The 14,470-nt window shown below is 40.5% G+C and carries 9 protein-coding genes and 1 riboswitch; of the genes, 6 read left to right on the plus strand and 3 right to left on the minus strand.

What is annotated here, in order from left to right; translation table 11 throughout:
* Window positions 1-19: 19 nt before the first annotated feature.
* Together BC751_RS12140 and BC751_RS12145 are read left to right on the plus strand one after the other, a co-directional pair.
* Window positions 20-4,345 (plus strand): PAS domain S-box protein, encoded by a 4,326-nt coding sequence (locus BC751_RS12140; RefSeq protein ID WP_130275768.1) that lies wholly within the window; start codon window positions 20-22, stop codon window positions 4,343-4,345.
* A 62-nt stretch (window positions 4,346-4,407) separates the two neighbouring features.
* Window positions 4,408-5,715, plus strand: a complete 1,308-nt coding sequence (locus tag BC751_RS12145; RefSeq protein ID WP_130275769.1) for a hypothetical protein — start codon at window positions 4,408-4,410, stop codon at window positions 5,713-5,715.
* A gap of 3 nt (window positions 5,716-5,718) precedes the next feature.
* Here BC751_RS12145 and BC751_RS12150 read toward each other — a convergent pair whose 3' ends face one another.
* Window positions 5,719-6,270, minus strand: coding sequence for a RidA family protein (locus tag BC751_RS12150; protein WP_130275770.1), 552 nt, complete (start codon window positions 6,268-6,270; stop codon window positions 5,719-5,721).
* A 177-nt stretch (window positions 6,271-6,447) separates the two neighbouring features.
* Window positions 6,448-6,547, plus strand: a riboswitch (SAM riboswitch).
* Between the two features lie 55 nt (window positions 6,548-6,602).
* On the opposite strand from BC751_RS12150, the gene BC751_RS12155 reads away from it, so the two are divergent.
* From BC751_RS12155 to BC751_RS12170, 4 genes are all read left to right on the plus strand, one after another.
* Window positions 6,603-7,646, plus strand: a complete 1,044-nt coding sequence (locus tag BC751_RS12155) for a homocysteine S-methyltransferase family protein (RefSeq protein WP_130275771.1) — start codon at window positions 6,603-6,605, stop codon at window positions 7,644-7,646.
* Window positions 7,639-10,341, plus strand: coding sequence for a methionine synthase (gene metH, locus BC751_RS12160; protein ID WP_130275772.1), 2,703 nt, complete (start codon window positions 7,639-7,641; stop codon window positions 10,339-10,341). The genes BC751_RS12155 and metH overlap by 8 nt, the downstream gene beginning before the upstream one ends.
* 2 nt (window positions 10,342-10,343) lie before the next feature.
* Window positions 10,344-11,297 (plus strand): methylenetetrahydrofolate reductase [NAD(P)H], encoded by a 954-nt coding sequence (metF, locus tag BC751_RS12165; protein WP_130275773.1) that lies wholly within the window; start codon window positions 10,344-10,346, stop codon window positions 11,295-11,297.
* 196 nt (window positions 11,298-11,493) lie between these two features.
* Window positions 11,494-12,102 (plus strand): hypothetical protein, encoded by a 609-nt coding sequence (locus tag BC751_RS12170; RefSeq protein WP_130275774.1) that lies wholly within the window; start codon window positions 11,494-11,496, stop codon window positions 12,100-12,102.
* A gap of 16 nt (window positions 12,103-12,118) precedes the next feature.
* Here BC751_RS12170 and BC751_RS12175 read toward each other — a convergent pair whose 3' ends face one another.
* Entirely contained in the window at window positions 12,119-13,405 is a 1,287-nt protein-coding gene (locus tag BC751_RS12175; RefSeq protein WP_130275775.1) for a glycosyltransferase family 4 protein, read from the minus strand.
* 66 nt (window positions 13,406-13,471) lie between these two features.
* Window positions 13,472-14,458, minus strand: a complete 987-nt coding sequence (locus tag BC751_RS12180) for an aldo/keto reductase (RefSeq protein WP_130275776.1) — start codon at window positions 14,456-14,458, stop codon at window positions 13,472-13,474.
* Window positions 14,459-14,470: the final 12 nt, after the last annotated feature.

The following is a 14,470-nucleotide window of genomic DNA, read 5'->3' on the forward strand; positions in this document are numbered from 1 at the left end:
TTTAATTTTACAGGACCGTATGGCTTATTTTGAAAAATTGGATATTTCCATTTTCAGTTTTTTTGATGAAGTTACTGATCCCATGATGGTTTTTAGTGAAGATCAGATAGTTTTTGTTAATAAATTCTGGAGGGAGCATTTTCAATATGATTTTCAGAAGTGGCAGGAGTTTGTTAATAATGGAATTAGCCAAAATGAATTGTATAGATTTTTTATGGCTGGCGAAAAGCCAAAAACAGAGTTTTTAAGGCCTTTAAAGGATAAAAGGGGTTTTTTGACCCGTTTTCAATGGACCTTTATAAGCCTTACCTCTAACAATGACCAAAGGTACTGTTTGGCAAAAGGAAAGCGTCACATCACGTTTGGCGAGTTGATGCAATATGAAAGTCAGGGTGTTGAAATAGCTGATCAGCAAGAGCTGGGTTTTATTAAAACCATGTTGCATTACAGCCATGATATGATGGCAATCGTTGATGGGGAAGGTGTTTTTAAGTTTGTAAGTTCCTCCATCATTGATAAGCTCGGAATCACTCCTGATGTCGTTTTGGGGAGATCTTTACATGAGCTTGAAGAAATAGGGGCTATTGAAGTAGTAGATGGCGACTTTGATGGACTAAATGAAAGGATGGGGGAAATCAGGATTGATTTTTGGGTGCACAAACCAGACGGGACGAAATTCTTTTTGGAATCTTATGGTAAAAATTTATTGGATGAACCTGCTGTTGAAGGAATACTCTTTAACGCTAGAGATGTCACTGAATTCTACTATGCAAAAAAGTCTCTCCAAAAGAGATACGATCTGGAAATTCTGATCAATAAGATTTCTGCAAAGTTTGTCAATGCAGACTATCATCAGCTGGATAAAGTTTTTCAGGACTCTTTAAAAATGCTCGGAGAGTTTGAAAAAGCAGACAGGGCCTATATTTTTCTAGTTCACGATGACCTGAAGTCCATGGAATATGCTTATGAGTGGACTAATGAGGGAATTTTGCCCCAGATTGAGGACATGAAATATATCCCGGTTCACGAGGACGCTGCTACCATTAAAGCACTCAGGAAGGGGGAAATTTTCATCATATCTGATGTCGAATCTTTGTCAGATACCTTTGCTTTGGAAAAGGAAGTCTATAAGCAACAGGGGATTCAGTCAGTGATTTTAATTCCCATTTTTTCTGAACACAGGCTTATTGGCTTTTTTGGTTTGGATGCTGTAAAGGAAAAGAGGGATTGGGTAGAAAAGGATGAATACGTCCTTAGGCAACTGGGGGATATTTATGCAGGAAGTTTTATCAATCGGGCAATCAAAAAGAGCCTGGATAGGAATGAGAAACTTTTAGAATCTACAGAAATTCTTGCAAAATCGGGTTCATGGAGATATAGCCCCTCCAAAAACCGCATTCATATTTCGAAAGGATTTAATAAGATTTTTGAAATTACAGATGGGGTGTCTTCTGTACAATTGGCAGATTTGTTTCCAAAAATATCTAAAGAGACCAGGAAAACCTTCATAAGGGATGTAAAAAGGGCGATTTTTGATCGAAGCAGCTCTTCAAGTGAGTTAATCTTAAAATTATCCGAAGGGAAAGAGAAAATCCTTTCCTACAATATAGTTGTAAAGCAAGGAGAAGGGACCGATAAATTAGAGATTTATGGCTATTGTTCCGATATCACACACAAAAGAGGTGCTGAGAATTACCTGAAACTTCAGTCACAGATTTTGGCACAAGTTGATGACCCCATTTTTGTGACTGATACCCAATGGAACGTGCTTTATCTAAACAAAGCTGCCAGGACGGAATGTAAACTCTTACAGTCCGCTGAATTTCAAGGGACCCTTTTTGATTTGTTTGATTTTCTTTCAGAAGATGTGCATGAAATCAAAATTGCTATAGGGGAATTAAAAAATGAGAAAGTATATAGACGGGAACTGAATCTGAAATCATTGTATGGAGCAGTACAGCCTTATGATCTTTCTGTTCAGGCTTTCTTAAATGATGAAGGAGAAAAGCTAGGGTATTCATTTCTCATAAGGAATCTATCCCTATTGCAAAAGCAGGAGGCACTGGCCAAAAGGGCTAAAATGGTAGTCGAAAATAGCCCTGCTGTTCTTTTTACAGTTGATCCCAATGAAAATTTCAAGATCTTATACATATCGGATAATATCAAGCAATTTGGTTACCAGGCAGATGAATTGATTACAAATGGCGCCAGTATTTTGGAGTTGATCCATCCGGATGATTTAGAAGAGTTGCTTGATTTTCATCTCAAGGAGCAACATGAAAAGGGAATACCTGCTTATTCAGGAGAATATAGAATCAAAAAATCCAGTGGTGAATACCGTTGGGTGGAGGATAAATCCAGAGAATTGTTGGATCAGGATGGAAAGGTGGTATTGCATGAAGGGATACTACAGGACATCACAGAAAGAAAAAAGGCCAGGGAAGAAATTATCCGCAGTCAGGAGAGGTATAGGGTATTGGCATCCAATATTCCATTTATCAGCGTATTCCTCATTGATAAGGATTTAAAATATATTGTTGCCCAAGGGTCTACCATGAGAAATTGGGGGATGAAACCTTCTGATTTTGAAGGCAAAACACTTTCGGAAGTACACAAGAAAAATCTCAGCGAAATTGAGCCTGCGGTAAAGACCGCATTATATCAAAAAAAGGATGTCAATAAAATCCTGATTTTTAGGCAAAGGGTTTATGAAATGACCATAAAACCGATCATGCATGAAGGTGAAGTGGAATATGCCCTAGGTATCCTAAGGGATATCAATGAAGAATATAATGCGAAGGAAAACCTTCTTAAAAGTGAGGAAAAGTACAGGAGATTGGTTGAAAATTCAACACAAATAATCTTCTCCATGGAGCCGGATTTCACCTTGACTTATGTTTCTCCCAATATCAAGCAGTTTTTAGGGTATGAACCTGAGGAGGTATTGAACCTCAAGCTTACAGAGTTTTTGCATGAGAATGATTTTTCAGAATTAAAAGAATTGATAGTCGACCCTATTAAATTCTTAATGGAAAATCAGTACCTCGAATTCAAACTGAGACGTAAAGGTGGGGATTACAGGATTTTTAGTTCAAATGGGAAATTGATAACCACTGAAGATGGCAGGGTATTTTACAATGGAATTGCACGTGACATCACCCAGTTGAAAGAGGCACAAAGAGAAATGTTATTGGCTAAGGAAAAAGCCGAACAGGCTTCTAAGGTGAAATCTCAGTTTTTGTCCATCATGAGTCATGAAATCAGGACACCAATGAATGCAGTTATTGGAATGGCCCATTTGCTTATTGAAGATAATCCAAGGCCTGACCAGCTTGAAAACCTTAAGACGCTTCAGTTTTCAGCAGAAAACTTACTTGGCCTGATCAATGATATTCTTGATTTCACAAAAATTGATTCCGGGAAAGTTGAGCTTGAAAAATTGGATTTTGAATTGAAAAATGTCATCAACCGTATCCTTCATTCTTACACTTACCAGGCCAGGGAAAAGTCCCTGGAAATCATTTTTGATTATGATGAAGAGATCCCGACGAAGTTGATAGGAGACCCGGTGAGATTGGGCCAAGTAGTCAATAACCTTATTTCCAATGCTGTCAAATTTACCCAACAGGGTTTTATAAAAATTGCATTGAAAAGAGTAGATGAAAACGCTGAGGAGATAGCAGTTCAATTCGAAATAGAAGACACCGGCATTGGTATCCCTGAGGATAAAATGGCTACGGTATTTGAAGCCTTTACCCAAGCCAGTGCTGATACGACCAGAAAGTATGGAGGAACTGGCCTCGGTTTGGCGATTGTCAAAAGGTTGGTAAATTTATTTGGAGGAGACATCACGATCAGGAAGCGAACAGGGGGAGGTACGGTTTTTTCTTTTACCATTAAGTTCCAGAAAATAAAGGCTTCGACAGAACTTCACTTCAGACGGGTAGCTTCCTATGATAAAAACCTTGGCTCTGCTAAGGTTTTGGTAGCGGAAGATAACCTCGTCAACCAAATTATGATCAATAAATTTTTGACCAAGTGGGGTGTAGGAGAAATTGTAATTGCAGAAAATGGTCAACAGGCCATAAAGGAGTTTGAATTGCATGACTTCAATCTGATTTTATTGGATCTCCAAATGCCAGAAATGGATGGGTTTGAGGTTGCTTCATTCATCAGGAATCATCCTGATTTTCAAAAAAGAAATGTTCCGATCATTGCGCTGACAGCCTCTTCTCTTATAGATGTCAAGGTTCAACTGGAAGAAGTTGGTATGGATGACTTTATCCCCAAACCCTTCAATCCTGATAGTCTTTATTCAAAAATTATCCGGTTTTTAAAGATTTAATTTTTGTTTGGACTGCTTTACTTATGGAGATTGGTTTTATTTTTGGGATGTAAATATTTTGTATGAGACTCTTATTGACCGGTCTTTTCTTGGTTACCTTTTTCCCCCTTGTATTGGGGCAAGAATCCCAATCCAGTAGGGCTACCATGTATTTTACGATGGGCAGGACAGGTACAAATCTGAGAGAGTTCAATCAAATGCTTGAAAATAAAGGTCTTAGCCCGATGAGAAAGGGGTATACTAATTTCAATTTTGGTTATCAGGCAAGGTATAATGATTTTATTCTTGGAGTGGAATTGTTTCATAACCCTGGACCAAAGTCACTTTTTAATGGCTATGAAATTGATTACCGTACCACAAGGTTTAATGTCAATGTTGGATTTTCATTTACAGAAGAAGGACCTTTTCAGTTGATCCATTATATGTCTGTTGGTTCAGGTTTTCTCAATTTTCAAATGTTAAGAGAAAATGAGTTCAGGGACCTGGATGATTTTTTACAAAGTCCTGCACAGGGATTTATTTTAAGAGATGGGAATATCCATAAAAATTCGCTCAATCTTTCCGGTTTCCTGACCGAGATTGGATTTCAATTGAGTTATGATTTACCTATTCCGGGTAGAGATGAAGCTTTAGCCCTAATGGCAAAGTTCGGCTATTCATTTAGCCCCTTTGAAAATTCCTGGAATGTAAATGGGATTAGTTTCAACAGTACGCAATCAGGGGCTTTCCTGAGATTAGGGGCAGGAATAACACTTCCTGATTACAAGTATTTTTATAAAGATGCTTCATTGGGGGTACATATATTTTATGGGCTCAATTTTACCAGTCCGGATTTCTTCAACGAACACTTGGTTGATAATGGTCTTCAGCCATTCACCGGAAGACCTAATAATTGGGGGCTCAAAGTATTGGGCTACAGCAAGCAGTTGATGTATGGGATGGACTTTTTTAACCTTGGTCTGGGAGGGAAAGCAAGTGAAACACAAAGCCATAGTTTGAATAGTGTCAGGGTCTATGCTAATGGAGGATTGAAATTATTGGATTTAAGAAACTTGGAAATTGGGGCCCTTGCAGGGATAGGGTTTGGAAATTTAAGATACACCTTGACTTCTGACATAAAACCTGATTTTCCAAGACTTTTTGAAGAACCTGATCATGATGGGTATTTGGCAGCATATGGTGCTATGCTTAAACCTGAGGCGTTCATCACCTACGGTATCCCATTGTCTCAAAAGAAATTTATGGATCTGATACTTGGGATACATGCAGGTTACGAACTGCCTGCCAGCCAATATAAACTGGCAGATTTGGCTATGTTCAAATATATGGCCAATCCTTATTTACAATTCAGTGTTGGGATAAGGCCATAACAGTTAATCTTCAATTTCTACGATAAGTTCTATTTCCACTGCTATATCCATAGGTAATGCATTCATTCCTACAGCAGACCTGGCATGCTTACCCTTCTCTCCGAAAACTTCCACCATCAGGTCCGAAAATCCATTGATGACCTGAGGCTGTTGGGTGAATTCGGGACCGCAATTTACCATACCCAATACTTTTACGATTCTTTTCACCTTGTTGAGGTCCCCTAATTCTGCTTTGAGGACAGCCAATTGGGCTATTCCTACAAGTCTTGCTGCTTCTTTCCCTTCTTCAATGCTGAGGTCTTTGCCTACTTTGCCGGTGATGTAAGTTCCATCTGGAAGACTTGGCCCCTTTCCTGCTAAGAAAAGCAAATTCCCGGTTTTAACCGCATTGACATAATTGGCAACAGGTTGGCTGGCAGCAGGCAGGTGAATTCCCAAAGAAAGGAGTTTCTCTTCCGCATCCCAATAGGTGTTTTGGGGATCTGTGGAAGAAGTTTTTTCGTTGGAACAAGAAAAAAGAAATGGAAGAATGAAGAGCAACAAGATTTTTTTCATAGAAGGAAGTGTTTGAGCTAGCCTCTAAAATAACTTTGGAGTTTTGAAATTCAAAAAAATGAACCTAATAATGAGAATTTGGAAACTACCGTCCCCTAAAAACAGGTTCCATTTAATTTTTTGCAAGAATTATTGAAATGTGTAATAAAATTCAAGAATAGCCCTTAACTTTGGATATGCTTATCGAGAAAGACCGAGGGATGGGCCCTGAGACGTCTTAGCAACCTGAACACAAGGTGCTAATTCCCCTTCCGGAAAAGCCGGAAAAAGATGAGCGGAAGAATTCCTTTTTCATCCGGTTAGACTCGTTTAAGCTTTTTAATGTTAGATTTATGAAAAGAAGCGAGTTATTACTTTCAATTGCCAAGAAGAGAATTTTGATTTTGGATGGTGCCATGGGTACCATGATTCAGCGTTATAAGCTTTCAGAAGAGGATTTCAGGACCCCGGAATTAAAAAATCACCCCAAACCCTTGAAAGGTAACAATGACCTGCTTTCTCTTTCAAGACCTGATATAATCAAAGCCATTCATGCTGCTTACCTGGAAGCTGGAGCAGATATCATTGAAACCAATACTTTTAGCGGAACTTCAATTGCGCAAGAAGATTATGGACTGGAGCATTTAGCTTATCAGATCAATTTTCAATCTGCAAAAATTGCCCGGGAGGTGGCCGATGAGTTTACTGCAAAAAATCCGGAAAAACCCCGCTTTGTGGCCGGTGCTTTAGGGCCAACCAATAAAACCGCTTCTATTTCCCCTGATGTGAATGACCCTGGTTATCGTGCTATTACTTTTGATCAATTGGCCGAGGCATATAAAGAGCAAGTTAGGGCCCTTTTGGATGGCGGGGCTGATATTTTGCTGGTAGAGACAATATTTGATACACTTAATGCAAAAGCAGCACTTTTTGCTATTCAGGAAGTATTTGAGGAAAGGGGATTGCCTTTGGATCCTGTAGAAGGAGGAGTACCTGTTATGGTTTCGGGGACAATCACAGATGCCTCCGGAAGAACGCTTTCTGGTCAGACTACAGAAGCCTTTTTGATCTCCGTTTCCCATATGCCCCTGTTCAGTGTTGGGCTGAATTGTGCTTTAGGAGCAAAAGAATTAAGACCTTATTTGAAAGTGATGGCTGAAAATGCACCATTTTATGTATCTGCCTATCCCAATGCCGGTTTACCCAATGAATTTGGTCAATATGATCAGGGGGCCAAAGAAATGGCTGATCAGGTCGAGGAATTTTTGAAAGAGGGGTATATCAATATTCTTGGAGGATGTTGCGGAACTACTCCTGAACATATTGCTGCTTTGGCCAAGTTAGCTGAAAAATACCAGCCCCGAACTGTGGAATTTGTCAATACTGGAGATGAGTAAGATTCAAAAACATAATGTCTTGAAATTATCAGGTTTAGAACCTTTGGTTTTTACACCTGAAATCAATTTCGTCAATATAGGAGAACGGACCAATGTAACCGGTTCCAAAAAATTCGCAAAGCTGATCTTGAATGGTCAATTTGATGAGGCTTTGGAAATTGCTCTGGACCAGGTAAGGGGAGGTGCACAGATTTTGGATGTGTGCATGGATGAAGGAATGTTGGATGGTGTGGCAGCGATGGAGAGGTTTCTGAATTTGATTGCCTCAGAACCTGAAATCAGTAAGATTCCCATTATGATTGATTCTTCCCGCTGGGAGATTATTCTTGCCGGGCTTAAATGTATTCAGGGTAAGGGAATTGTCAATTCCATCAGCTTGAAAAACGGAGAGGAGGAGTTTATCCAACAGGCCAAGACCATCAAAAAATTTGGGGCCGCAGTAGTGGTGATGGCTTTTGATGAGCAAGGTCAAGCGGATACCTATCAGAGAAGAATTGATATCTGTAAGCGGAGCTATGACATTTTAGTAAAAAAAGTCAAATTCAATCCTCAGGATATCATCTTCGATCCCAATATTTTTCCTGTAGCCACAGGCATGGAAGAGCACAGGCGCAATGCCTTGGATTTTTTTCTTGCGACCAAGTGGATCAAGGAAAATCTGCCAGGAGCCAAAGTAAGCGGCGGCGTAAGTAATGTGAGTTTTTCTTTTAGGGGAAATAATCCTGTGAGGGAAGCCATGCATGCTGCGTTTTTGTACCATGCCATCCGCCATGGAATGGATATGGGTATAGTAAATCCCACCATGTTGGAGGTTTATGATGATATACCGAAGGATTTATTGGAAAAGGTGGAAGATGTTCTTTTTGATCGGTCAGATAATGCAACGGAAGCTTTGTTGGCATTTGCAGAGACAGTCAAATCCCAGGACAAAAAAGAAATTGTTTCAGAAGCTTGGAGGCAGGACTCAGTAGAGAAAAGGATTGAGCATGCACTGGTCAAAGGAATCATTGATTATATCATTGAAGATACCGAGGAGGCCCGCCTGAAGTATCAAAATCCCCTGAAAGTCATAGAAGGTCCATTAATGGATGGGATGAATGTGGTGGGAGACCTTTTTGGAGAGGGGAAGATGTTTTTGCCCCAGGTGGTCAAATCAGCTCGGGTGATGAAAAAGGCAGTGGCCTATCTGGAACCATTTATGCCTAAGCTTGGGGATACCGGCTACAGCCAGGAACAGAGTAGCATCAAAAAAATCCTGTTGGCTACAGTCAAGGGCGATGTTCATGATATCGGTAAGAATATAGTTGGAGTAGTATTGGCCTGCAATAGTTACCAGATCATTGATCTGGGTGTGATGGTAGATGCCCAAAAAATCATTGATGAAGCCTTAAAAAACAAGGTGGATATTATCGGGCTTAGTGGCCTGATCACCCCTTCTCTGGATGAAATGGTCAATGTAGCTTCTGAAATGGATAGGCAGGGACTGAAGATTCCTTTGTTGATAGGAGGAGCCACCACCTCAAGGATACACACAGCGGTAAAAATTGACCCGGTGTACAGCGGGACAGTGGTCCACGTTACAGATGCTTCCAAATCGGTCCCGATTGCAGGAGAGGCCATTTCAGAAGAAACAAAGGAAGCATACCACAAAGAAATCAAAGCGACCTATAAAAAGCTTAGAGAGGAGCATGAAGCCAAACAGCAAGTAAAACAATTGGTGAGTTATGAGGAGGCCAAAGCCAATCCTGTTTTTATTGATTGGGAACATTTCCAGCCCATAGCACCTCGTAAGGAAGGAATTACGGTTTTGGATAATTTGGACCTCAATATTTTGAGGAAGTACATAGACTGGACCCCATTTTTCAGCACTTGGATGCTGAGTGGTAAGTATCCCAAAATCCTGGAAGATCCCGTGGTTGGAAAAGAAGCCTCCCGCTTGTATGAGGATGCCAATCAAATGCTGGACCAAATCATTCAGGAGAAATGGTTGGAGGCCAAGGCAGTGGTCGGTATTTTTCCTGTAAAAAGAGTCCATGATGATCTTAAAATCTTTGGAGGTTCCAAAGAATACACCCTCCATTTTTTAAGGCAACAAGGCAAAAAAGGAAAGGGAGTTCCAAATAGGTCATTGGTAGATTATATACATCCTTCCAAAACAGATTATTTGGGTGGGTTTGCAGTAACCGCCGGATGGGGTATCGAGGCCAAGCTGAAGGAGTTTCAGGAAAAGCATGATGATTACCATGACATCATGCTCAAGGCCCTGGCTGACCGATTGGCAGAGGCAGGCGCTGAATACCTCCATGAATTGATCCGCAAAGAAATATGGGGTTATGCACCATCAGAGTCCCTTGATAATGAAGCCTTGATCAAAGAAGAGTATATAGGCATACGACCTGCACCAGGCTATCCTGCCTGTCCCGAACATTCTGAAAAAAAGACTTTATTTGACCTTTTGGAGGTTGAAAAAAACACTGGAATCACGTTGACCGACAGCTTTGCCATGTATCCCACTTCGTCGGTCAGCGGATTCTATTTTGCCCATCCGGAAAGCAAGTATTTTGGGCTGGGAAAAATCGGGGAAGACCAGGTTGCCGATTATGCTTCAAGAAAGGGTATCAGTAAGGCTCAAGCTGAAAAGTGGTTATCTCCTAATTTGGCTTACTCTCCATCACTTCAGGTTCAAGAAAATTAATTATGAAAATTACAGAATATATCGAGCAGGCAGATAAACCCCTGTTTTCTTTTGAAATTTTACCTCCTCTAAAAGGACAAAGTCTAAAGGATTTGTGTGAGGGTATAGAACCCTTGATGGAGTTCAATCCACCTTTTGTGGATGTTACTTACCATAGGGAGGAATTCATTTATAAGAAGCATCCCAGTGGCCTTTTGGAAAAGGTCGCTACGAAAAAACGTCCCGGTACTGTGGGTATTTGTGCTGCGATCATGAACCGCTTTAAGGTAGAGGCGGTACCCCATTTATTGTGCGGTGGTTTTACCAAAGAGGAAACCGAAAACGCATTGATCGACCTGAACTTTATAGGAGTCCAAAATATTCTGGCTTTAAGGGGAGATGCCCCAAAAAGTGAAAATAAATTTGTTCCAGAACCCAACGGGCATGCTTATACCAAAGATTTGGTCAAGCAGATTGTGAATATGAACCATGGGAGGTATCTCCATGAGGAAACAGAGACGGGTTTTCATACGGATTTTTGTGTGGGCGTAGCAGGCTATCCTGAAAAACATTTTGAAGCACCCAGCTTGAAGTTTGACCTCAAACACTTAAAAGAAAAGATAGATGCTGGAGCAGAGTATATTGTAACCCAGATGTTTTTTGACAACCAAAAGTATTTTGATTTTGTCAAAAAAGTTAGAGAAATGGGGATTACAGTTCCCATTATCCCGGGGATAAAGCCAATTACCACCCTAGGACAAATCACCATGTTGCCAAGGACTTTTTATCTTGATCTTCCGGATGCTTTGATGGATGAGCTTGAAAAGTGTAAAACCAATGCTGATGTCCGGGAAGTTGGCGTGGAGTGGGCCATTCACCAAAGTAAAGAACTGATCGCGAATGGCGTGCCTGTGCTGCATTACTACACCATGAGTAAGGCGGAGGCTACCTATAGGATTGCTAAGGAGGTATTCTAAAGATAAATTCTTTCGTTGTCCAGAGTTTTTAACTCTGGACTGCTGAATTTTGAGCTTTCAGCTTATTTTTTTGAGGAGATGGGAGTGTTTGAGTTTGAAAAATTATTGCTCAGTGGTCCCGAGTTCGGAAACGCGGGACAACGATAATTGCAGTAATGTTTGTTTTGTGTTATATTGGATTCAAAGTAAAGTATTTATGAAGCCTTCCAAGACGTTTTTTTTGTTTTTAGCTGTTTTGTTAGGCTTAGTTCCTTTGTCCTGTGATCTATTTTGTCATGATTCCTGTGGATGTGGAAAGCTTACTCCAACAAGGAATTTTGTGATTGATACAATGAAGGCTGAGATTACGGCCAACAATCAGGCTGCTGAACCTGGCCAAAAATATTCAGTGAATGATTTGGTTATCAGAATTTGGGTATATGAAGTAACTCACGCGAGTGCAATCAATCAACTTTCCGGTTTTTCTTTCATTTCTTCCGCATTTGCCTGTGATCCAATACCTCCCGGCTCAGAACATTATTTGAAGCACATCAAGTTGATTACCAATCAATCTTTATCTTGGAAAGGGATGAAATTTCAAACCGGAGAAGAGGTGACTGAACTTTTCCGAGTGGCAGGATTCCAATCGGACCCATCCTTTGAATTTTTATATCAATACCGATTTAATTTTTTGGGCTATGAATCCTTATTGATTCGTGTAAAGGATTTTCCCTTAGAAGAAACGGACTTTGATGTTACTTTAAGCCTCACTTTAAGTGATGATAGAGACTTTGTGTTTGAGGATTTGAAGTTTCGGGTAAATTAAAGTTTGTCTTTTCCTTTTATGGCGCAATATTTTCAAGTATTTGGGCCAGTTGTGAGGAAAGGTTTTTTCTTGAGAATCTATTGATTAAGGATTTATCTGTAGCGTGGTCCGATGATTTATATCCCTTTAAAAATGAAACGATTTCATCTTGCTTGTTTGGTTCAATGATTTTGCCTGCCTGTGCTTGATGGATTAGGGAAGCGGCATCTCCGTTAGGGTCGCCGAGACCCAAAATTGTTTTTCCGCTTGCCAGGTATTCGAACAGCTTACCCGGTATATTTCCCTGGGCATTTTTGGTGGTGGTCAGGATCAGCAACAGGATATCTGCTGCTTGATAATATTCAAAAACCCGCTGATGACTGACATAACCTATGAATTCCACATGTCTTTCTAACCAGTTATCATTTTTCACAAATTGTTCCACTGCGGATGAAACCTTGCCTACAAATCGGAACCGAACTGAGAAAGCCGATGGTTCAAAGGCCTTTTTAAAAGCTTCTAAGAAAGGCAAAGGGTTGCGGATAGCATCAATTATCCCGGAATAGACGATTTCTAGATCTTTTTCTTTCAAACCTGTATTCTGGGAAAAAGTAGGGAAATCATCGGAATCAAATCCATTGGTCAAAAGGTGAACCTCCCTGTTTGCCAATTTTTTTAAATCTTTCTGAAAAGTCGGGCTGATAGTAGTTATGGCACTGGCTTTAGCAAGCACACGGCTCTCCAAAGTTTGATGTCGCTTTAGTACCCATGATAACATGGGTAAAGTGTCCAAAAACTCCCATTTAGACCAAGGATCTCTGAAATCTGCCAACCACGGTATTCCGGTTTTTTCATGCAGTTGCAGTCCAATTAGATGCATGCTATGCGGAGGTCCAGTTGTAATGATGGCTTGGTAATGGCCTTTTACCATCGAATCCTCTAAAAAGCTTACGGAGGGTTTGACCCAGAATACCCTTGGGTCAGGGATAAGCAAATTGGCCCTTAGCCAAATGGCCAGTCTATCAATGAGTGATTTTTCTTTCTTTTCTAAAATTGTGGCAGGGTCTCCTTTTAGATTTCCTTTGAGTTTTTTAAAAAGACCATAAGGTTCCCAGATAGGAAATTTGATCACTTCTAACTGTGGAGAAATGTCTTTTTCCAAAGAGGGATCCTGCAGTTCAAAATCCGGATTTTCAGGTGTAAAAATTGTTGGTTCCCAACCGTATTCGGGTAGGTATTTGGCAAACTTGAGCCAACGCTGAACGCCTGATCCTGCTGATGGAGGCCAATAGTAGGTGATGATTAGAACACGTCGGAGGCTCAAGTTTTTATCGGTTTGGTATATGTTTCAGGATTAAGTTATGGACATAGGCTTCCTTACAAAGGAAATTTACCAAAGGTGATGGATATCGGCCTTAAAGTATTTTTCATAGACTTCCCTTACTGCATCCATTTGCTCAGCACTAATCATAGGTAAATCCATGGCATGCAGATTTGCACTCACCTGTTCTACTTTTGAAGCACCGGGAATGACTGTGCTGACCTGAGGAAACATCAGAATCCATCGAATGGCCCAAGCGGACAAAGGTTCATTTCCTTTGAAGATTTCTTTAAGTTCTTCCACTGCTTTTAGGCCTTTTTGGTAATCTATTCCTGAAAAGGTTTCTCCTTTGTCAAAGGCTTCCCCATTTCTGTTGAATGTTCTATGGTCTTGAGGGCCAAAAACAGAAGTTGCGGTGAGTTTCTCTGTTAACAAGCCACTGGCAAGCGGCACCCTTGCGATGATGCCATAATCTTCTATGTTGGGTTGCGTGAAAAGGAACTCAGCCGGCTTGTGCCGGAACATATTGAAAATGATCTGTATACTGGAAACAATGTCATACTTCATAGCTGAGATGGCTTCTTCTACCAGTTCCACGCTTACCCCCATTGCCTGAATCTTACCTTCTGCTTTTAATTTTACAAATTCCTCAAATATTTCATCTCTTTGGTAAACCGGGGTAGGAGGGCAATGCAGCTGGATCAGATCAATGGTTTCTAACCCCATATTTTTTAGGGAGTTCTCTACAAAGTTCCTCAAAACTTCAGGGGTATACCCTTCGTTGGTATGAGGCTGGATTTGCCTGCCACATTTGGTGGCTACGTAAACTTTTTCTTTTCTTTCACGGACTACTTTGCCTACCGCTTTCTCACTAAGCCCGGCATCATAGACGTCAGCAGTGTCGATGAAATTGATTCCCAGATCTATCGCAGTATGTATGATATGATGGGCTGTTTTTTCATCAAAAGTTTTTCCCCAGCCTCCACCGACCTGCCATGTGCCTAAAGCTACCTCAGAAACACTCCAGCCGGTTTTTCCAAGTTTTCTATATTTCATTCCAATGCTTTT

The sequence above is a fragment of the Cecembia calidifontis genome, assembly GCF_004216715.1.
GTDB classification, from domain to species: Bacteria; Bacteroidota; Bacteroidia; order Cytophagales; family Cyclobacteriaceae; genus Cecembia_A; species Cecembia_A calidifontis.